The sequence below is a fragment of the Pseudomonas sp. P1_C12 genome, from assembly GCF_056406435.1.
Genome location: NZ_JBFUAE010000007.1, coordinates 139,759 through 159,301, shown reverse-complemented (window position 1 = coordinate 159,301; position 19,543 = coordinate 139,759). Strand labels below are relative to the sequence as shown.

Annotated in this window: 16 protein-coding genes and 2 tRNA genes; 14 read left to right on the top strand and 4 right to left on the bottom strand. The window is 59.3% G+C overall.

Annotation, left to right across the window (positions count from 1 at the left end; genetic code table 11):
• Window positions 1-78 precede the first annotated feature (78 nt).
• From hfq to AC1D19_RS14770, 7 genes are all read left to right on the top strand, one after another.
• The gene (hfq, locus tag AC1D19_RS14800; RefSeq protein WP_007902656.1) at window positions 79-339 is read left to right on the top strand and encodes an RNA chaperone Hfq; all 261 of its coding nucleotides are present in this window, start codon (window positions 79-81) and stop codon (window positions 337-339) included.
• Between the two features lie 12 nt (window positions 340-351).
• The gene (gene hflX / locus AC1D19_RS14795; protein WP_008048071.1) at window positions 352-1,653 is read left to right on the top strand and encodes a ribosome rescue GTPase HflX; all 1,302 of its coding nucleotides are present in this window, start codon (window positions 352-354) and stop codon (window positions 1,651-1,653) included.
• A 96-nt stretch (window positions 1,654-1,749) separates the two neighbouring features.
• Window positions 1,750-2,925 (top strand): FtsH protease activity modulator HflK, encoded by a 1,176-nt coding sequence (gene hflK, locus AC1D19_RS14790; RefSeq protein ID WP_477763664.1) that lies wholly within the window; start codon window positions 1,750-1,752, stop codon window positions 2,923-2,925.
• Window positions 2,925-3,794, top strand: coding sequence for a protease modulator HflC (gene hflC, locus AC1D19_RS14785; RefSeq protein ID WP_007973264.1), 870 nt, complete (start codon window positions 2,925-2,927; stop codon window positions 3,792-3,794). The genes hflK and hflC overlap by 1 nt, the downstream gene beginning before the upstream one ends.
• Window positions 3,795-4,104: 310 nt before the next feature.
• Window positions 4,105-5,292 (top strand): ATP phosphoribosyltransferase regulatory subunit, encoded by a 1,188-nt coding sequence (locus tag AC1D19_RS14780; protein WP_477753168.1) that lies wholly within the window; start codon window positions 4,105-4,107, stop codon window positions 5,290-5,292.
• 54 nt (window positions 5,293-5,346) lie between these two features.
• Window positions 5,347-6,636, top strand: coding sequence for an adenylosuccinate synthase (locus tag AC1D19_RS14775; RefSeq protein WP_477753169.1), 1,290 nt, complete (start codon window positions 5,347-5,349; stop codon window positions 6,634-6,636).
• Window positions 6,637-6,785: 149 nt separating this feature from the next.
• Window positions 6,786-8,720, top strand: coding sequence for a methyl-accepting chemotaxis protein (locus AC1D19_RS14770; RefSeq protein WP_477763663.1), 1,935 nt, complete (start codon window positions 6,786-6,788; stop codon window positions 8,718-8,720).
• Window positions 8,721-8,810: 90 nt separating this feature from the next.
• On the opposite strand, the gene AC1D19_RS14765 is transcribed toward AC1D19_RS14770, so the two are convergent.
• The 4 genes from AC1D19_RS14765 to AC1D19_RS14750 all read right to left on the bottom strand — a co-directional run bounded on the left by AC1D19_RS14765 (window position 8,811) and on the right by AC1D19_RS14750 (window position 11,980).
• Window positions 8,811-10,367 carry an ABC transporter permease gene (locus AC1D19_RS14765; protein ID WP_477763662.1) on the bottom strand — a complete coding sequence of 519 codons (1,557 nt, stop codon included), beginning with the start codon at window positions 10,365-10,367 and terminating at the stop codon, window positions 8,811-8,813.
• A complete protein-coding gene (locus AC1D19_RS14760; protein ID WP_477763661.1) occupies window positions 10,367-11,377 on the bottom strand; it encodes an extracellular solute-binding protein in 1,011 nt (336 codons plus the stop codon). Before AC1D19_RS14760 ends, AC1D19_RS14765 begins: the two co-directional genes overlap by 1 nt.
• Window positions 11,378-11,639: 262 nt before the next feature.
• A tRNA-Leu gene (locus tag AC1D19_RS14755) sits at window positions 11,640-11,726 on the bottom strand.
• Between the two features lie 167 nt (window positions 11,727-11,893).
• Window positions 11,894-11,980: transfer RNA gene (locus tag AC1D19_RS14750), tRNA-Leu, on the bottom strand.
• A gap of 224 nt (window positions 11,981-12,204) precedes the next feature.
• Here AC1D19_RS14750 and rnr point away from each other — a divergent pair.
• The 7 genes from rnr to dnaB all read left to right on the top strand — a co-directional run bounded on the left by rnr (window position 12,205) and on the right by dnaB (window position 19,507).
• The gene (gene rnr / locus AC1D19_RS14745) at window positions 12,205-14,841 is read left to right on the top strand and encodes a ribonuclease R (protein WP_477763660.1); all 2,637 of its coding nucleotides are present in this window, start codon (window positions 12,205-12,207) and stop codon (window positions 14,839-14,841) included.
• Window positions 14,838-15,605: a 23S rRNA (guanosine(2251)-2'-O)-methyltransferase RlmB gene (rlmB, locus tag AC1D19_RS14740; RefSeq protein WP_110661045.1), complete on the top strand. Its 768-nt coding sequence runs from the start codon at window positions 14,838-14,840 to the stop codon at window positions 15,603-15,605. Before rnr ends, rlmB begins: the two co-directional genes overlap by 4 nt.
• 307 nt (window positions 15,606-15,912) lie before the next feature.
• Window positions 15,913-16,335 (top strand): 30S ribosomal protein S6, encoded by a 423-nt coding sequence (gene rpsF / locus AC1D19_RS14735; protein WP_008048087.1) that lies wholly within the window; start codon window positions 15,913-15,915, stop codon window positions 16,333-16,335.
• Between the two features lie 28 nt (window positions 16,336-16,363).
• Window positions 16,364-16,594, top strand: coding sequence for a 30S ribosomal protein S18 (gene rpsR / locus AC1D19_RS14730; protein WP_002551829.1), 231 nt, complete (start codon window positions 16,364-16,366; stop codon window positions 16,592-16,594).
• 36 nt (window positions 16,595-16,630) lie between these two features.
• Window positions 16,631-17,524: a YybS family protein gene (locus tag AC1D19_RS14725; RefSeq protein WP_223462530.1), complete on the top strand. Its 894-nt coding sequence runs from the start codon at window positions 16,631-16,633 to the stop codon at window positions 17,522-17,524.
• A 19-nt stretch (window positions 17,525-17,543) separates the two neighbouring features.
• On the top strand, window positions 17,544-17,990 hold the full coding sequence (gene rplI, locus AC1D19_RS14720; protein ID WP_034149636.1) for a 50S ribosomal protein L9: 447 nt from the start codon (window positions 17,544-17,546) through the stop codon (window positions 17,988-17,990).
• 122 nt (window positions 17,991-18,112) lie between these two features.
• The gene (dnaB, locus tag AC1D19_RS14715) at window positions 18,113-19,507 is read left to right on the top strand and encodes a replicative DNA helicase (protein WP_477753176.1); all 1,395 of its coding nucleotides are present in this window, start codon (window positions 18,113-18,115) and stop codon (window positions 19,505-19,507) included.
• Window positions 19,508-19,543: the final 36 nt, after the last annotated feature.

Here is a 19,543-nt window from a genome sequence, read left to right as displayed (position 1 = left end):
CGTCTATCCTTGGGGGTGTGACGGCCAAAGCCATCTGTTTACCTATTTTTATATTGAATCCTTAAAGGAGTGCGGCACATGTCAAAAGGGCATTCGCTACAAGACCCTTACTTGAATACGTTACGTAAAGAGAAAGTTGGGGTGTCCATCTACCTGGTCAACGGTATCAAACTGCAAGGCACGATCGAGTCTTTCGACCAGTTCGTTATCCTGCTGAAAAACACCGTCAGCCAAATGGTCTACAAACACGCTATCTCTACAGTGGTGCCGGTTCGTCCAATTCGTCTGCCTAGCGCAACCGAATCCGAAGCAGGTGACGCTGAGCCAGGTAACGCCTGATAGGAGTCTCCTTTGTTCTTTGAGCGCCACGGTGGTGGTGAGCGAGTAATCCTCGTTCACTTGGATGGACAGGACCCTGAGGCGCGCGAAGATCCGCAGGAGTTTCAGGAATTGGCTAACTCGGCGGGTGCCGAGACCGTCGCGTTTTTTAACGTGCCGCGTCATCGGCCAACCGCCAAGACCCTGATTGGCAGTGGCAAGGTCGAGGAACTGCGCGACCTGGTCAAAGCCGAACAGGCCGATCTGGTGATTTTCAATCACATCCTCACACCCAGTCAGGAACGTAACCTCGAACGTGTTTTCGAGTGTCGCGTGATCGACCGTACCGGTCTGATTCTCGATATTTTCGCCCAGCGCGCCCGTACCCATGAAGGCAAGCTCCAGGTCGAACTGGCCCAGCTTGACCACATGAGCACCCGGCTGGTTCGTGGCTGGACTCACCTTGAGCGCCAGGGTGGCGGTATCGGTATGCGTGGCCCGGGTGAAACCCAGCTGGAAACCGACCGCCGTTTGCTGCGGGTTCGCCTGCGGCAGATCAAGGGTCGGCTGGAGAAAGTGCGCAGCCAGCGAGAACAGTCGCGCCGTGGCCGATCGCGTGCGGATATTCCTACCGTGTCTCTGGTGGGGTACACCAACGCCGGTAAATCCACGCTCTTCAATAACGTGACGAAATCCGACGTCTACGCAGCTGACCAATTGTTTGCCACGCTGGACCCGACCCTGCGTCGTCTGGATATAGACGATCTGGGGCCGATTGTCCTGGCGGACACTGTGGGTTTCATTCGCCACTTGCCCCACAAGCTGGTCGAAGCATTTCGGTCTACCCTCGAAGAGTCGAGCAACTCCGATCTGTTGTTGCACGTGATCGATGCGGCCGAACCAGATCGCATGTTGCAGATCGAGCAGGTAATGGTGGTGCTCGGGGAGATTGGTGCTCAGGACTTGCCGATCCTCGAGGTCTATAACAAACTCGATTTGCTTGAAGGCGTTGAGCCACAAATCCAGCGCGACGAAAACGGCAAGCCCCAACGGGTCTGGCTGTCGGCGCGTGATGGCAGTGGTCTGGAATTGCTTGAGCAAGCCATTGCCGAGTTACTGGGCAGTGATTTGTTTGTCGGTACCTTGCGCTTGCCGCAACGATTCGCTCGACTGCGTGCGCAGTTCTTCGAACTCGGTGCGGTGCAGAAAGAAGAACACGACGAAGAAGGCATCAGTTTGCTGGCCGTTCGTTTGCCCCGGGTCGAGTTGAATCGACTGGTAAGCCGCGAGGGATTGCAGCCGATGGAGTTCATCGAGCAACACACTTTGCAATAAAAGCCTGGGAAAGCGGTTGTGCCGTGGTGACAGGCATTCTGTAGCATTGGTCGGCGCGCCGTGGGTGCGTCTTTGCTTTATCAGATGGAGAGCGCTATGGCTTGGAATGAGCCGGGTGGCAACTCGAATAATCAGGATCCTTGGGGTGGCAAGCGTCGTAACAACGGCGACCGCAAGGGGCCACCGGATCTCGACGAGGCCTTCCGAAAGCTGCAGGAAAGCCTGAACGGTTTGTTCGGTGGCGGTAAGAAACGTGGTGGCGACGACGGCGGTGGTCCGGGCAAGAGTGGCGGCTTTGGCGGCCTGCTCGGTATCGGTCTGGTCGTGTTGGCCGCCGTTTGGCTGTACAGCGCGGTCTATGTTGTCGACGAGCAGGAGCAGGCAGTGGTGCTGCGCTTCGGCAAGTACTACGAAACCGTGGGTCCGGGCCTGAACATCTACTTCCCGCCGATCGACAGGAAGTACATGGAAAACGTCACGCGTGAGCGTGCCTACACCAAGCAGGGCCAGATGCTGACTGAAGACGAGAACATCGTCGAAGTGCCGCTGACCGTGCAGTACAAGATCAGCAACCTGCAGGACTTCGTGCTGAGCGTCGATCAGCCGGAAATCAGCCTGCAGCACGCGACCGACAGCGCCTTGCGCCATGTGGTGGGTTCCACCGCGATGGACCAGGTCCTGACCGAAGGTCGTGAGTTGATGGCCAGCGAGATCAAGGAGCGTCTGCAACGCTTCATGGACACCTACCGCACCGGTATCACCGTTACCCAGGTCAACGTTCAGAGCGCAGCGGCACCGCGCGAAGTCCAGGAAGCCTTCGATGACGTGATCCGTGCCCGGGAAGACGAGCAGCGTTCGCGCAACCAGGCCGAAACCTATGCCAACGGCGTCGTGCCGGAAGCCCGTGGTCAGGCCCAGCGCATCCTCGAGGATGCCAATGGTTACCGAGACGAAACCGTCTCGCGCGCCAAGGGTGAGGCCGATCGCTTCACCAAACTGGTCGCCGAGTACCGCAAGGCTCCTGAAGTCACCCGCCAGCGTCTGTACCTGGACACCATGCAGGAAGTCTTCAGCAACACCAGCAAGGTTCTCGTGACCGGCAACAAGAACGGCCAGAGCAACCTGTTGTACCTGCCGCTGGACAAAATGGTCGAAAGTGGTCGCAATACCAGCACTCCAATGAGCGGTGCGGCAGCCACCAGCAATGAAGCGAATACGCGTGCGGCAGCAGATCTGCAGCAACAGCAAGCACGTACCAGGGAGAGTCGCTGATGAGCAATAAATCGCTGATCGCCCTTATTGTCGGCGTCGTCGTGGCGATCGCTGCCTGGAACTGCTTCTACATCGTGGCTCAGACCGAGCGTGCGGTGTTGCTGCAGTTCGGTCGCGTGGTCCAGACCGATGTTCAGCCAGGCCTGCATGTGAAAGTGCCTTACGTTAACCAGGTGCGTAAATTCGACGCACGCCTGATGACGCTGGATGCACCGACACAACGCTTCCTGACGCTGGAAAAGAAAGCCGTGATGGTCGATGCCTACGCCAAGTGGCGCGTGAAGGACGCAGAGCGTTACTACACCGCGACTTCCGGCCTCAAGCAGATCGCCGACGAACGTCTGTCCCGTCGTCTGGAATCGGGCCTGCGTGACCAGTTCGGTAAGCGCACCTTGCACGAAGTGGTGTCGGGTGAGCGTGATGCGCTGATGGCGGATATCACGGCTTCGCTGAACAAGATGGCTGAAAAAGAACTGGGCATCGAAGTGGTCGATGTTCGGGTCAAGACCATCGACCTGCCGAAAGAAGTGAACCGCAGCGTGTTCGAACGTATGAGCACTGAGCGTGAGCGTGAAGCTCGTGAGCACCGCGCCAAGGGTAACGAGCTGGCCGAAGGCATTCGAGCCGACGCCGATCGTCAACGCCGCGTGCTGCTGGCTGAAGCCTATCGTGAATCCGAGGAGGTTCGTGGTGATGGTGATGCCCAGGCCGCTGCGATCTATTCCAAGGCCTACGGTCAGGATCAGGAGTTCTACGCGTTCTATCGTAGCCTGCGCGCCTACCGTGAAAGCTTCGCGAACAAATCCGACGTCATGGTCCTCGACCCAAGCAGCGACTTCTTCCACTACCTGGAAAAAGCCAAGCCTTGATACGACGTTGACCTGAATCCTCCCGCCGGGCGGCTAAAACCTCTGGCGGGGTGATCCTTTGGGAAAACGTGTGTATGATGCGGCAGCCGGGAAATTCCCGGCTTTTTTGCGTCTGCATGTTTGATTGCTGTTTTTAAGCAGATGCCGGGCCGATGGGCTCGACAGTTTTTCGAGGAAAGTGGTCAGCGAAGCCGGTAGAAGGGCTTTTCGCTCCGTCGCTCATGCGCGTGGTTTGCGCACAAGCCGATCATTTTCTGCTTCACTCAAGGATCGCCGACAGGCTGGTCGCCCGGATATAGGGGAAGGCGTAATGGCAACGGTAGACCGCTGGCTTCTGCCAGATGGCATCGAAGAAGTACTGCCACCGGAAGCTGCGCGTATTGAAGTCGCGCGCCGTCAGGTGTTGGATCTGTTCCAGAGCTGGGGTTACGAGTTTGTCGTGACTCCCCATATCGAGTACCTGGAATCCCTGCTGACCGGCGCGGGCCAGGACCTGGATCTGCGCACCTTCAAGGTCATCGACCCGCAATCGGGCCGGCAGATGGGTTTCCGTGCCGACATCACGCCGCAAGTGGCGCGCATCGATGCGCATACCCTGCGTCGTGAAGGCCCAAGCCGCCTGTGCTATGCCGGTAGCGTTCTGCACGCTCAGCCTCGTGCCCTGTCGTCCTCGCGCAGCCCGATTCAGCTGGGTGCCGAGTTGTACGGCGATGGCAGCCCAAGCAGCGACGTCGAAGTCATCAGCCTGATGCTCGCCATGCTGCAACTGGCCGATGTGCCGGATGTGCACATGGACCTCGGCCATGTCGGTATCTACCGTGGCCTGGCCCGCGCTGCCGGTTTGTCCGGTGAAGTCGAGCAACAGTTGTTCGATGCTTTGCAACGCAAGGCCATCGATGAGGTCATTACCTTGACCGAGGGCTTGCCTGCCGATCTGTCGGGCATGCTGCGGGCGTTGGTCGATCTGTGTGGCAATCGTGAAGTGCTGGCTGCGGCCCGCGAGCGCCTGGCCAAGGCTCCGGCCCCTGTTCTGGCAGCGCTGGACGACTTGCTGGCGATTGCCGAACGGCTGTCCGTGCGTTTCCCTGAGCTGCCGCTGTATTTCGACCTGGGCGAGTTGCGCGGTTACCACTACCACACCGGTGTGGTGTTCGCCGTGTTCGTACCGGGTGTTGGCCAGTCCATTGCCCAGGGCGGTCGTTACGACGACATCGGCGCCGACTTCGGTCGCGCCCGTCCGGCGACCGGTTTTTCCACTGATTTGAAAACCCTGGTGACCCTGGGGCGTGCTGAGATCGAGCTACCGTCTGGCGGTATCTGGATGCCTGACAGTACGGATGCAGCACTCTGGCAGCAGGTTTGCCAGTTGCGCAGTGAGGGTCAGCGTGTCGTTCAGGCCTTGCCTGGGCAACCTTTGGCCGCCGCCCGTGAAGCGGACTGCGACCGGCAATTGATTCAGCAGAATGGGCTTTGGCAAGTTTCGCCACTGGCTTCTTGAGTTTTCCTGCCGGCCGCCGCCGGCACCAAGTTTGCGCGAATGAGGACAAGTGTTATGGGTAAGAATGTCGTAGTCCTGGGCACCCAATGGGGTGATGAGGGCAAAGGCAAGATCGTTGATCTGCTGACCGAACATGCTGCCGCCGTAGTGCGCTACCAGGGTGGCCACAACGCTGGTCACACTCTGGTGATCGATGGCGAAAAAACTGTCTTGCACCTGATCCCGTCGGGCGTGCTGCGCGAAGGTGTGCAGTGCCTGATCGGTAACGGCGTGGTGGTTGCACCTGACGCCCTGCTGCGCGAGATCACCAAGCTGGAAGAGAAAGGTGTGCCGGTGCGCGAGCGCCTGCGTATCAGCCCGTCCTGCCCGCTGATCCTGTCCTTCCACGTTGCGCTGGACCAGGCCCGTGAAAAGGCCCGTGGCGAGCTGAAGATCGGTACCACCGGTCGCGGCATCGGCCCGGCCTACGAAGACAAGGTTGCACGTCGTGGCCTGCGTGTGGGCGACCTGCTTAACATGCCGCGCTTTGAAGACAAGCTGCGTGAACTGGTGGATTACCACAACTTCATGCTGGTGGGTTACTACAAAGAGCCAGCCATCGAATTCGACAAGACCCTGGCCGAATGCAAAGAATACGCTGAGCTGCTCAAGCCGCTGATGCTGGACGTTACTGCCGAGCTGCACGACCTGCGTCGCGCAGGCAAAGACATCATGTTCGAAGGCGCCCAGGGTTCGTTGCTGGACATCGACCACGGCACCTACCCGTACGTGACCAGCTCCAACACCACCGCTGGCGGCGTTGCTACCGGTTCGGGTGTTGGCCCTATGTTCCTGGACTACATCCTGGGCATCACCAAGGCTTACACCACCCGTGTAGGTTCGGGTCCATTCCCGACTGAGCTGTTCGACGAAGTCGGTGCGCACCTGGCTAAACAAGGTCATGAGTTCGGCGCGACTACCGGCCGCGCTCGTCGTTGTGGCTGGTTCGACGCTGTTATCCTGCGTCGCGCTATCGATGTGAACAGCATCTCGGGCATCTGCCTGACCAAGCTGGATGTGCTCGACGGTCTGGAAACAATCAACATCTGCGTCGGCTACAAGGATGCGGAAGGTAATGGCGTTGCCCCGACTGACGCTGACAGCTACGTGGGCCTGCAGCCTGTGTACGAAGAAGTACCGGGCTGGACCGAGTCGACCGTGGGTGCCAAAACCCTGGAAGAGCTGCCAGCTAACGCCCGTGCTTACATCAAGCGCGTCGAAGAGCTGATCGGTGCGCCGATCGACATTATTTCGACGGGCCCGGACCGCAACGAAACCATCGTTCTGCGCCATCCGTTTGCTTGATAAGTCGTTGATGTAAAACACAAAGGCTCCTTAATCGGGGCCTTTGTCGTATTTGTCTGCAGGACGGCATGACCTTTGCTGTGAACATTAAAAAAGCATTGCTTCCGGCGTGCTATCAATTTAATGGCGCCAAAGCAGAGGGATTTCAAATGTCGGCCGTTCTCTCGTTGTTACAGAGCCGTTTGTTGCGGCCCGTGTTCGTTACCCTTGGTATCGCCCTTTTGGTGCAGGTGCTGGTAGCTGTTGCTCTGACCCGGAGCACGGTGACCGCGCTGGAAGCCGACTTGGGCCAGCGCCTGGGTGCGGACAGTCAAAAGCTTTCCGCTGAGCTTGAGCAGGCGGGGCGCGAAGTCACGTCGAGCCTCAACAGCCTCTCCACCAGTACGCGTCAGCGCCTGACAGCTGGTTTGTCCTCGCGACTGAAGGACGAACAGGCGCAGTTACGCTCAACGCTGGAAAAAGACCTGAAGGACTCCGCCAGCGACATGGCGCAGCTTCTGGCTTCCGTCGCGCCCCGCGCCATGTGGGACAACGACGTTCCGACACTTTCCGAGTTCGCCCGCCGGGCCCAACGCAATCCCAATGTGCTGTTCGTGGTGTATGACGACGCCACCGGCCAGCACCTGACGCGCTACCTCAACCGGGAAAACCCGATCAACAAGGCGCTGCTGGAAAAAGGCCAGGGCGAGCGTGCGCTGGACAAGGTGCTGGATGCGGCGAAGAGCGATCCTTCGGTCTTCTACGTCGAGGCTTCGATCAATCCCAATGGCGTGGAAATCGGCAAGGTCCTGATGGGGGTCTCGACTGCTTCGGTGGAGACTGATCTCGCGGCTCTCGACAAGCGCTTCTTGGCCCTGATCGCCAGCAGCGATCAGTTGGTGGGCGACAGTCTCAAAGGCGCGGCAGCCGACAGCGCGGCGGCCATGGGCTCGCGTCTGCAGTCAGCACAGTCCACGGCGGCTGAAATGAAAGCCAACACCACCAATACGGTGCAGGAAGCCGCTGCGACATTGCGCTGGCGCATCGGTGTGTGTCTGGCGGTGGTGGGTTTCGGTGTCCTGCTGTTGTTGGCGGTGGTGCTCGGTCGCCGAGTGGTCAATCGCCTGAAAATGCTGATCGTAGCCATGGATGACCTGGCGGCGGGCGAGGGCGATCTGACCAAGCGCGTGCAGATCAACAGCCAGGATGAAATCGGCGACATGGCCTCGGCGGTCAATCGCTTTGTGGACAAGTTGCAGCCGATCGTGCGCGAGGCGGGCGATGTGGCCCAGCGTACCGGCGTGGAAATTGGCGCCATGACCTTGCGCAACGCTGGTGCGGACGCGGCGGCTGGCATGCAGCGCGACGAGGTGGCGGAGAGTTTGCGCGCACTGTCGCAAATGGCTGATGAGGCGCAGTCGGAAAGCCACGCCATGCAGGCGGCGCTCAAGCAGGTCGTGGACATTCGCCAGGCCACCGATGAAAACACCCGCACCTCGACGAAAGTCGGCAGCCTGATCGAGGAGCTGGCGGGTCAGGTCAATATCGGCGCGCAAGTGATCGAGCGCCTGGCGCAGCAAAGTGAGCAGATTGAAGTGGTGCTGACGGTGATTCACGGCATCGCCGAGCAGACCAACCTGCTGGCGCTGAACGCGGCCATCGAAGCGGCGCGTGCCGGCGAGACGGGGCGCGGGTTTGCGGTGGTGGCCGATGAGGTGCGGGCGCTGGCGAGCAAGACGCAGAGCTCCACTGGCGATATCCAGGCGCACATCGTGGCGTTGCAGCAAGGTGCGCGTGAGGCGGTGGCGGCGATTGGTCAGGCCGGGCGCCAGGCCAGTGAGGGTTTGCTGGTGCTGCGTGATAGTGCGCGGTTGCAGCAGTCGGTGCAGGCATCGGTCGAGCAGGTCCATGCAGCGATCGGTCTGGCCACCCAGGCGGCGGCGCATCAGGCGCAGGGCGCGCAGGCAGTGCGGGGGCGGGTCCAGACCATTCACGCCCAGGCTGAGAAGGCAGCTCAAGCGGTTGTGGAAACCACGGCGAGCGGCAAGGTGCTGGATGGCTTGGCGGCGCAGTTGAAGGCGAGCCTGGGGCAGTTCAGGGCTTAAAAGATCAAAAGATCGCAGCCTTCGGCAGCTCCTACAGGGGGCTTTGCGTTTCTCTGTAGGAGCTGCCGAAGGCTGCGATCTTTTGCTTTGTCAGCGGCTCAGATACATCCGGGTCGTCAACAAATAGACCGGCAACCCCGACACCAGTATCAACAACGCCGCATAAGGCGCCGCCGCCGCAAACTCCACATTCGCGGTATGTGCCCAGACTTCCGTTGCCAGTGTATTCAGCCCGGTTGGACTCAACAGCAAGGTCGCCGTCAGCTCCTTCATCGCATCCAGGAACACCAGGGCAAAAGCCGCCCCCAGCGCCGGGAAAATAATCGGCAGTGTCACTCGGCAGAAGGCACTGAATGACGAAGCCCCCAGTGTGCGAGCGGCCTCCTCAAGTTGTGGTGCCGCCTTGTTCAGGGCGGTGCGGATCGGCGCCTGGGCCAGTGGCAGAAACAGCAGGGCATAGGCGATCAGCAGCAAGGCGGACGTCTGGTAAAGCATCGGCACGTAGTGCAGGGCGAAATACACCAGGGTCAGGGCAATGACCAGCCCCGGCAGGGCGTGCAGTAGATACGGCAGGCGCTCGGCCCAGATCGCCAGTTGACCTTTGTAGCGCACGACCAGCAGGCCGACCGGCACCGCCAGCACCAGGCACAGCGCAGCGCCGCCCAGCGACAGTGCGAGGGATGACAGCAATGCTTCGCCGATTGCCGCCACGGGAAAGGCTGCCGATGATCCCACTGCCAACCAGTAGGCCAGCATGCCCAGCGGAATCCCGCTGCCAATGATTGCCAGCAGCAGGCAATAAAGCTGTCCCGCCACGGCCCAGGGGCCCAGTTGAACCTGTTCCGCGCGTCGCGCCGCACCTTGGCCGGTGCGCACGTGTCGACCCTTGCCGCGTACGCGCAGCTCCAGCCACAGCAGCGCCAGGCACAACATCAGCAGTACGGCGGAGAGCATCGCCGCGTTGGCGTTGCTGAACTCCAGTTCGAACTGCTGATAGATCGCGGTGGTGAAGGTTTGCAGGCCAATGATCGACAGCGCGCCGAATTCCACCAGCATGTGCAGGGCGATCAGCAACGAACCCGCCAGCAGCGAAGGCCAGAGCAGGGGCAGGGTGACCTTGAAAAATACGCCCCAACGATTCTGCCCCAGTGTGCGCGCGGACTCTTCGAGGGACGGGTCAAGGTTGCGCAGCGTTGCCGCCACGGGCAGGAAAATCAGCGGGTATTTGGACAGGCTCATCACGAGGATAGCCCCGCCAAGTCCCTCGAAATGAGCGCTGAGGGAAACCCAGGTGAAGCTGCTGACAAATGCCGGAACGGCGAACGGCAAGCAGAGGATCACGCCCCACAATCGTCGGCCCGGCAGATTACTGCGCTCCAGCAACCAGGCCAGCGACAGGCCGATTACTCCGCAAGCAGCGGTGACGCCAATCATCAATGCGAGTGTGTTGCGCAGCAAGCCGAACACATAAGGTCGCCATAGCAAATGCAGCGCTTCTGCCCAGCCTGCCTGCCAGGTTTTCAGGCCGACGTACAGCAGAGGCAGGAGGCTGAGCACCACCAACAGCAACACGGGCAGTATCAGCCAGATAGACGGCCGCTTGCGCCGTGGTGCGTACGCGTGATGCGCGGACAGTGAGGCACCCATCAATTCAGGCCAACGTCACGTTCCAGGTCCAGCGCTTCTTCGGCGTTGCCGAGGTCGGCAGGCGTGACTTTTGGTGCTTCCAGTTCGCTGAATGGCTTGAGCCCACGATCAGACTCCATGCCTTTGTGCAGCGGATATTCGGCGGTGGTCTGGGTGATCACGCGCTGGCCTTCCTCGCTGGCCATGTAGGCGAGCAATTGCTGGGCTTGTTTTGGATGTTTGCTGGATTTCAGGACGGCAGCGCTGGACACGGTGATCAGTCCACCGACATCGCCGCCGGTGAAGTAATGCAGTTTCGAGTCGAGTTGGCCTTTTTCACGCTGCAGGGCGAACCAGTAGTAGTTGTTGACCAGTACAGTGGCGACTTCGCCATTTTCCACCGCTTTCAATGCAACCATGTTGTTGCTGTAGGTCTTGCCGAATGCACGCAGGCCGGTCAGCCACTCTTCGGCTGCGTCCGTGCCGTGAACTTTGATGATCGCAACGGCCTGTTCCTGAAAGGCACCACTGGTGGGTACGAAGCCGACCTTGCCTTGCCATTTTGGATTGGAGAATTCCATCACCGACTTCGGCAGGTCTTTTTCATCGACCAGTTTCGGGTTGTAGGCCACAACGCGTACCCGGGCGGTCACGCCAATCCAGGTGCCATTGCCGGCGACGTATTCCTTGGGCAGAACGGCCAGCGTGGCGTCATCCGCCTTGGCCAGCAGGCCTTGTTCGCCAAGTTTGTTCAGTGGTGGCGATTCTTCGGTGTAGATCACGTCGGCGGGGGAGCGATCGCCTTCTTCGACGATCTGGCTGGCGAGCTGGTTGCTGCTGCCTTTGCGCACATTGACGTGGATGCCGGTCTTGGCTTCGAAGGCTTTGGCGACCGCGTCGCCGACTTCTTTGTGTTGACCGTTGTAGAGGGTCAGGGCAACCGGATCGGCGGCTTGGGTGAGGGGAGTGGCGAGCGCCAGGCCTAGCAGGGTAATGGTCAAGCCGCGGCGCAGGGTATTTCGAAACATCATTCGCAGGGTTCCTCACTGTCGCATTGCAAAAACTTGCAACAATGATAAACGATATTGTTTCTCAAATGCGCCTTGTGAGGTGAGCGATACTTTGGTAGGAGCTGCCGAAGGCTGCGATCTTTTGACTTTGGATTTTTAAGATCAACAGATCGCAGCCTTCGGCAGCTCCTACGGAGATTCGAGGATTTTTGTGGGCCAGAAACGCAAAAACCCGCTTTCGCGGGTTTCTGTGAAATTCAAGGCCGTGACCTTGAATTTGAATTGGTGCCCAGAAGAAGACTCGAACTTCCACGACCTTGCGGTCACCAGCACCTGAAGCTGGCGTGTCTACCAATTTCACCATCTGGGCATTCATCTTCAGCGTTGCCGCTGTTGATGTGACGTACTATACGGAGAGCACTTTGATCTGTAAACCCCTGATTTTAAAATTAATAAACCAGTGGCCCAGAATGCAAAAACCCGCTTTCGCGGGTTTTTGTGTGAGCCTTGAAATTCATCTAATCTCAAGCTCGAAAGTGGTGCCCAGAAGAAGACTCGAACTTCCACGACCTTGCGGTCACCAGCACCTGAAGCTGGCGTGTCTACCAATTTCACCATCTGGGCAGTATCGGCAACGTCTCCGTCGTCGATGGCGCGCACTATACGGAGCGTCTTTTTAACTGTAAACCCCCGACATCAAAAAAACCTGGAAAATTTCGCCAGCGGTCTTCAAAACAGCTTTGCGGTGTCGATACAGGGCTTTAGATGGGGCGTCTTAGCCTGAAATTTCCCGTTTCATTACGCCTATGCCAAACTAACCCGCATATAGACAAGGTGAAAACTCTCTAATGGCCGATTGGCAGTCCCTCGATCCCGAGGCCGCTCGTGAAGCGGAAAAATATGAAAACCCTATTCCTAGCCGTGAACTGATCCTTCAGCACCTTGCTGATCGAGGTTCGCCTGCTAACCGCGAGCAACTGGTCGAAGAGTTTGGTCTGACCACAGAAGACCAGATCGAAGCCCTGCGCCGCCGTCTGCGCGCCATGGAGCGCGATGCTCAACTCATCTATACCCGTCGCGGCACTTATGCGCCGGTGGACAAGCTCGACCTGATCCTGGGTCGCGTCAGCGGTCACCGTGATGGCTTCGGCTTCCTGGTGCCGGACGACGGCAGTGACGATCTGTTCATGAGCCCGGCGCAGATGCGCCTGGTGTTCGATGGTGACCGTGCGCTGGCCCGTGTATCTGGCCTTGACCGTCGTGGTCGCCGCGAAGGCATGATCGTCGAGGTGGTGTCCCGCGCTCACGAAACCATCGTCGGCCGCTATTTCGAAGAGGGTGGCATCGGTTTCGTGGTTGCCGACAATCCGAAGATCCAGCAGGAAGTGCTGGTGACGCCGGGTCGTAACGCCAACGCGCAGATCGGTCAGTTCGTCGAAGTGAAGATCACTCACTGGCCGACGCCACGCTTCCAGCCGCAAGGCGACGTGGTTGAAGTCGTGGGCAACTACATGGCGCCGGGCATGGAAATCGATGTCGCCCTGCGTACCTACGACATTCCTCACGTCTGGCCTGATGCCGTGCTCAAGGAAGCCGGCAAGCTCAAGCCGGAAGTCGAAGAGAAAGACAAAGAGAAACGCATCGACTTGCGTCATCTGCCGTTCGTCACCATCGACGGCGAAGATGCCCGCGACTTCGACGATGCGGTCTATTGCGAAGCCCGTCCGGGCAAGCTGCGCCTGTTCTCGGGCGGCTGGAAGTTGTACGTGGCGATTGCCGACGTATCCAGTTACGTGAAGCTCGGTTCGGCACTCGATGCCGAAGCGCAGGTTCGCGGCAACTCGGTGTACTTCCCCGAGCGCGTGATTCCGATGCTGCCTGAGCAGCTGTCCAACGGCTTGTGCTCGCTGAACCCGCAGGTCGACCGCCTGGCCATGGTTTGCGAGATGACCATCTCCAAATCCGGCGAAATGACCGACTACTGTTTCTACGAAGCGGTGATCCACTCCCATGCGCGCCTGACCTACAACAAGGTCAGTGCCATGCTCGAAACGCCGAAGGCGACCGAGGCGCGCAAGCTGCGCGGCGAATACACCGACGTGGTGCCGCACCTCAAGCAGCTGTACTCGCTGTACAAGGTGTTGCTGGCGGCTCGTCATGTGCGTGGCGCGATCGATTTCGAAACCCAGGAAACCCGGATCATCTTCGGCTCCGAGCGCAAGATCGCCGAAATCCGTCCGACAATCCGCAATGACGCGCACAAGCTGATCGAGGAATGCATGCTGGCGGCCAACGTGGCCACCGCCGAGTTCCTGAAGAAACACGAAATCCCTGCGTTGTACCGCGTTCACGACGGCCCGCCGCCGGAGCGCCTGGAAAAACTGCGCGCGTTCCTTGGCGAGCTCGGCCTGTCCCTGCACAAAGGCAAGGACGGCCCGTCACCGAAGGATTACCAGGCACTGCTGGCTGGTATCAAGGATCGTCCGGATTTCCACCTGATCCAGACCGTCATGCTGCGTTCGTTGAGCCAGGCGGTGTACAGCGCCGATAACCAGGGCCACTTCGGCCTGAATTATGAGGCTTACACCCACTTCACCTCGCCGATCAGCCGCTACCCGGACTTGCTCACACACCGGGCGATTCGCAGCGTGATCCATTCGAAGCAGAACACCCCGCACGTTCGCCGTGCCGGTGCGATGACCATTCCGAAAGCGCGCATCTATCCGTACGACGAGGCGGCCCTGGAGCAACTCGGCGAGCAGTGCTCGATGAGCGAGCGCCGTGCCGACGAAGCGACCCGCGATGTGGTGAACTGGCTCAAGTGCGAGTTCATGAAGGACCGCGTGGGCGAATCGTTCCCGGGTGTGATCACCGCCGTGACCGGTTTTGGTCTGTTCGTCGAACTGACCGATATCTACGTCGAAGGCCTGGTGCACGTCACCGCGCTGCCTGGCGATTACTACCACTTCGATCCTGTGCACCACCGCCTGGCCGGTGAGCGTACCGGTCGCAGCTTCCGCTTGGGCGACACTGTGGAAGTGCGGGTCATGCGCGTCGACCTCGACGAACGCAAGATCGACTTCGAGATGGCCGAAAAAACCATCAGCGCACCGATCGGCCGCAAAAAACGTGGCACGGAAGCGGCAGCACCTGCGGCCCTCTCTACAAAAACAGTCGCAGAACCGGCCCCGGCGAAAACCGGTCGTCGTCCTGCCAAGGAAAAGGCGGTCGAGGCCTATCGCCCGAGCGATGCAGCGGCGAAAAACGCTGAAGTGCGCAAGAGCCGTGAAATGAAGCAGGCGTTGCTCGCCGGCGCGAAAAGCGGCGGTAAAGCGGCGTCTACGGGAAAGACCGGACGGTCGGCGCCTGAAAAGGCTGCCGGCGGCAAGCCAGCCAAACCGAGCAAACATCGTAAAGGCCCGCCAAAAGCGGGCTCGGCTCCAGCCAAGAGTGGCGGGGCGCGTAAACCTAAGGCCAAGCCATGAGTCAGTTGGAAAAGATCTACGGCGTACATGCTGTAGAAGCGTTGTTGCGTCACCACCCGAAACGCGTGAAGCAGATCTGGTTGGCCGAAGGTCGCAATGACCCTCGGGTCCAGACACTGATCGAGCTGGCCAACGAAAACCGGGTCCAGGTCGGTCAGGCCGAGCGCCGCGAAATGGATGCCTGGGTTGAAGGCGTGCACCAGGGTGTGGTCGCGGACGTGAGTCCGAGCCAGGTCTGGGGCGAGGCGATGCTCGACGAATTGCTCGATCGCACCGACGGCGCGCCGTTGTTGCTGGTGCTCGACGGCGTGACCGATCCGCACAATCTCGGCGCCTGCCTGCGTTCGGCCGATGCGGCGGGCGCGCTGGCAGTGATCGTGCCGAAGGACAAGTCGGCGACCCTGACTCCGGTTGTACGAAAAATCGCCTGCGGTGCGGCGGAAGTGATTCCGCTGGTTGCCGTGACCAACCTGGCGCGCACCCTGGAAAAGCTCCAGCAGCGCGGCTTGTGGGTTGTCGGTACGGCCGGTGAGGCTGAGGTCAGCCTGTATGACCAGGATCTGACCGGCCCGACCATCCTGATCATGGGCGCCGAAGGCAAGGGCATGCGTCGCCTGACCCGCGAGCATTGCGACTACCTGGTGAACCTGCCGATGGCCGGTAGCGTCAGCAGTCTCAACGTTTCCGTAGCGACGGGTGTATGCCTGTTCGAAGCGCAGCGTCAGCGCAGTGTCAAAGCCAAGGCTGCCGTCAAAAAGCCCTAAGCTGAACGCACATCCAATGTAGGAGCTGGCTTGCCAGCGAAAGCGCAGCAACATTCAGCAACGATGCCGGATGGAATGCCGCTTTCGCGGGCAAGCCCGCTCCTACAGTGTTTTGTGGTGTGGCATGAGTTGGTGGTTGTTCAATTAATCACCAATTACCTTGCGCCTCCCTCGCCCCTTCTCTACAATTGCGCCCCTTGCTGTGATGGCAGGCACCAACGTGTCTAGCGTCCGCAAGTCCATAAGTGTCATTCACTCCTTGTCTGACCGCTTTTGAGCGGCAGGCTACAACCCGTAAGGAGCATTCATGCGTCATTACGAAATCATCTTTTTGGTCCACCCGGATCAAAGCGAGCAAGTCGGCGGCATGGTTGAGCGTTACACCAAGCTGATCGAAGAAGACGGCGGCAAAATCCACCGTCTGGAAGATTGGGGCCGTCGTCAACTGGCCTACGCAATCAACAATGTTCACAAGGCTCACTACGTGATGCTGAACGTTGAGTGCACTGGCAAGGCCCTGGCCGAGCTGGAAGACAACTTCCGCTACAACGATGCAGTGATCCGTAACCTGGTCATCCGTCGCGACGAAGCCGTTACCGGCCAGTCCGAGATGCTCAAGGCTGAAGAAAACCGCAGTGAGCGCCGTGAGCGTCGCGACCGTCCTGAGCACGAAGGCGCCGAAAGCGCTGATAGTGATGACAGCGACAACAGCGATAACGCTGACGAGTAATCCACGGACCTTTTAAGGAGCCAATTACATGGCACGTTTCTTCCGTCGTCGTAAATTCTGCCGCTTCACCGCTGAAGACGTGAAAGAGATCGATTACAAAGATCTCAACACTCTGAAAGCCTACGTATCCGAGACCGGCAAAATCGTTCCAAGCCGCATCACCGGTACCAAAGCTCGTTATCAGCGTCAGCTGGCCACCGCTATCAAGCGCGCCCGCTTCCTGGCCCTGCTGGCCTACACCGACAGCCACGGCCGCTGAGACCGGGCAGTCGACACGTAGCAAAGGATTGAATGCATGCGGGCCATAGCTGAGTTCATCATGCGCGGCCGTATGCAGGCCACTCTCGTAGTGGCTGGATGCGCGGCGATGCCGTTGTTGTATTGGTTGGGTGCTGCCGCCGGATGCCTTGTGCTCCTGCGGCGCGGATTGAGGGACGCCTTGGGCGTTCTTGCTCTGGGGCTGCTGCCGGCATTGGCCTGGTGGCTTTACTCCGACGACCCACGGGCACTTCTGGTGCTGCTGGGGTCTGCGAGCCTTGCGTTGGTTTTGCGCGCAAGCGAGTCCTGGAACCGCGTGCTGCTGGTCAGCATAGCGATGGGAGTGGTGTTTTCAGTGGTGTTGGGGACAGCTTTTGCTCCCCAGATCGAGATGCTGGCGCAGGCTTTGATCAAAGTCATGCCGTCGCTACTCGGCGATGTCTACCAGAAGTTGTCGGTAGACGAACAAGCGCGTTTCGCGTCCCTGATTGCACCGGTCCTGACCGGCCTGATTGCGGCGTTGTTGCAAATCGTCAGCTTGCTGAGCCTGCTTGTCGGGCGTTACTGGCAGGCGTTGTTGTACAACCCGGGCGGTTTTGGTCGCGAGTTTCGCGCCATCCGCTTCCCGCTGTTGCCGGCGATGTTGCTGCTGGCGTGCATGCTTCTGGGGCCGAACATCGGTCCGCAGATGGCCATGTTGACGCCGTTGTGCAGCGTACCGCTGGTGTTCGCCGGGCTGGCCCTGATTCACGGGCTGGTGGCGCAGAAGCGACTGGCCAGGTTCTGGCTGGTGGGGTTGTACGTGACGCTGTTGCTGTTCATGCAACTGATCTATCCGTTGCTGGTGGTCTTGGCCATCGTCGACAGCCTGATTGATTTTCGCGGTCGTTCGGCACCGAAAGATGCCGATAACGCGAACGGTGAAGGTTAAAAGTTAAGAGGATTTTCACATGCAACTGATCCTTCTGGAAAAAGTCACCAACCTGGGCAACCTGGGTGACAAAGTGAACGTTAAGGCTGGTTACGGTCGTAACTACCTGCTGCCTTACGGCAAAGCTACCGCTGCGACCCCAGCCAACCTGGCTGCGTTCGAAGAGCGTCGCGCTGAGCTGGAAAAAGCTGCAGCAGATCGTAAATCGTCGGCTGAAAGCCGCGCTGCCCAACTGGCCGAGCTGGAAGTGACCATCACTGCCACCGCTGGCGACGAAGGCAAGCTGTTCGGTTCGATCGGTACTCACGACATCGCTGACGCACTGACCGCCTCCGGCGTTGAAGTGCAGAAGAGCGAAGTTCGTCTGCCGAACGGCACCATCCGCAACGTAGGCGAATTCGACGTAGCCGTGCACCTGCACGCTGAAGTTGAAGCCACCGTACGCGTTGTCGTGGTAGCAGCTTAAGCAGCACTTGTCGGCTGGCACCCTCGGGTGCTTGTCGGTAACATCGGGCACGATCCTGTTTACAGGTCGTGCCCTTTGTCTTTCTGAAACCCCTGCTTTTTATCACCAAGAATCAAGTGGCCATGAACGATATCTCCGCTCCTGAGCAATACGATCTGCAAACCGCCGCGCTGAAAGTGCCGCCGCATTCCATCGAAGCCGAACAGGCTGTACTCGGTGGTCTGATGCTGGACAACAACGCCTGGGAGCGTGTGCTCGATCAAGTCTCCGACGGCGATTTCTATCGACATGACCACCGTCTGATCTTCCGCGCGATCGCCAAGCTGGCCGATCAGAACATGCCGATCGACGTCGTGACCCTGTCCGAACAACTGGACAAGGAAGGTCAGACTTCACAGGTCGGCGGTCTCGGTTACTTGGGCGAACTGGCGAAAAACACCCCGTCCGTCGCCAACATCAAGGCCTATGCACAGATTGTTCGCGCACGGGCTACCTTGCGGCAGTTGATCGGCATAGCCACGGAGATTGCCGACAGCGCCTTCAACCCGGAAGGTCGTACGGCTGAAGAGATTCTCGACGAAGCCGAACGGCAGATCTTCCAGATCGCCGAGGCCCGGCCAAAAACCGGCGGCCCGGTAGGTGTCAACGACCTCCTGACCAAGGCCATCGACCGCATCGACACCTTGTTCAATACTGACAACGCTATCACCGGGCTTTCTACTGGCTACACTGACCTCGACGAGAAAACCAGCGGCCTGCAACCTGCCGACTTGATCATCGTTGCCGGCCGTCCGTCCATGGGTAAAACCACCTTTGCGATGAACCTGGTGGAAAACGCCGTGTTGCGCAGCGACAAGTGCGTACTGGTTTACTCGCTCGAGATGCCAGGCGAGTCGCTGATCATGCGTATGTTGTCGTCCCTGGGGCGGATCGACCAGACCAAGGTTCGTTCCGGTCAGCTGGAGGACGATGATTGGCCGCGTCTGACCTCGGCGGTCAACCTGCTCAATGACCGCAAGCTGTTCATCGACGATACCGCCGGCATCAGCCCGTCGGAAATGCGCGCCCGAACCCGACGTCTGGTCCGTGAGCATGGCGATGTCGGCCTGATCATGATCGACTACCTGCAATTGATGCAGATTCCAGGTTCAGGCGGCGACAATCGGACCAACGAGATTTCCGAGATCTCCCGTTCCTTGAAGGCACTGGCCAAGGAATTCAACTGCCCGGTAGTGGCATTGTCCCAGCTCAACCGCTCCCTGGAGCAGCGACCGAACAAACGCCCGATCAACTCCGACTTGCGGGAATCCGGAGCGATCGAGCAGGATGCTGACGTGATTATGTTCGTGTACCGGGATGAGGTGTATCACCCGGAAACCGAGCATAAAGGCATCGCTGAAATCATCATCGGTAAACAGCGTAACGGCCCGATCGGTACGTCACGTCTGGCGTTCATCGGCAAGTACACCCGCTTCGAAAACCTGGCGCCGGGTAGTTACAACTTCGACGACGAGTAAGTTATTCGGTACACCAATTTCCGACCATAGCCATCG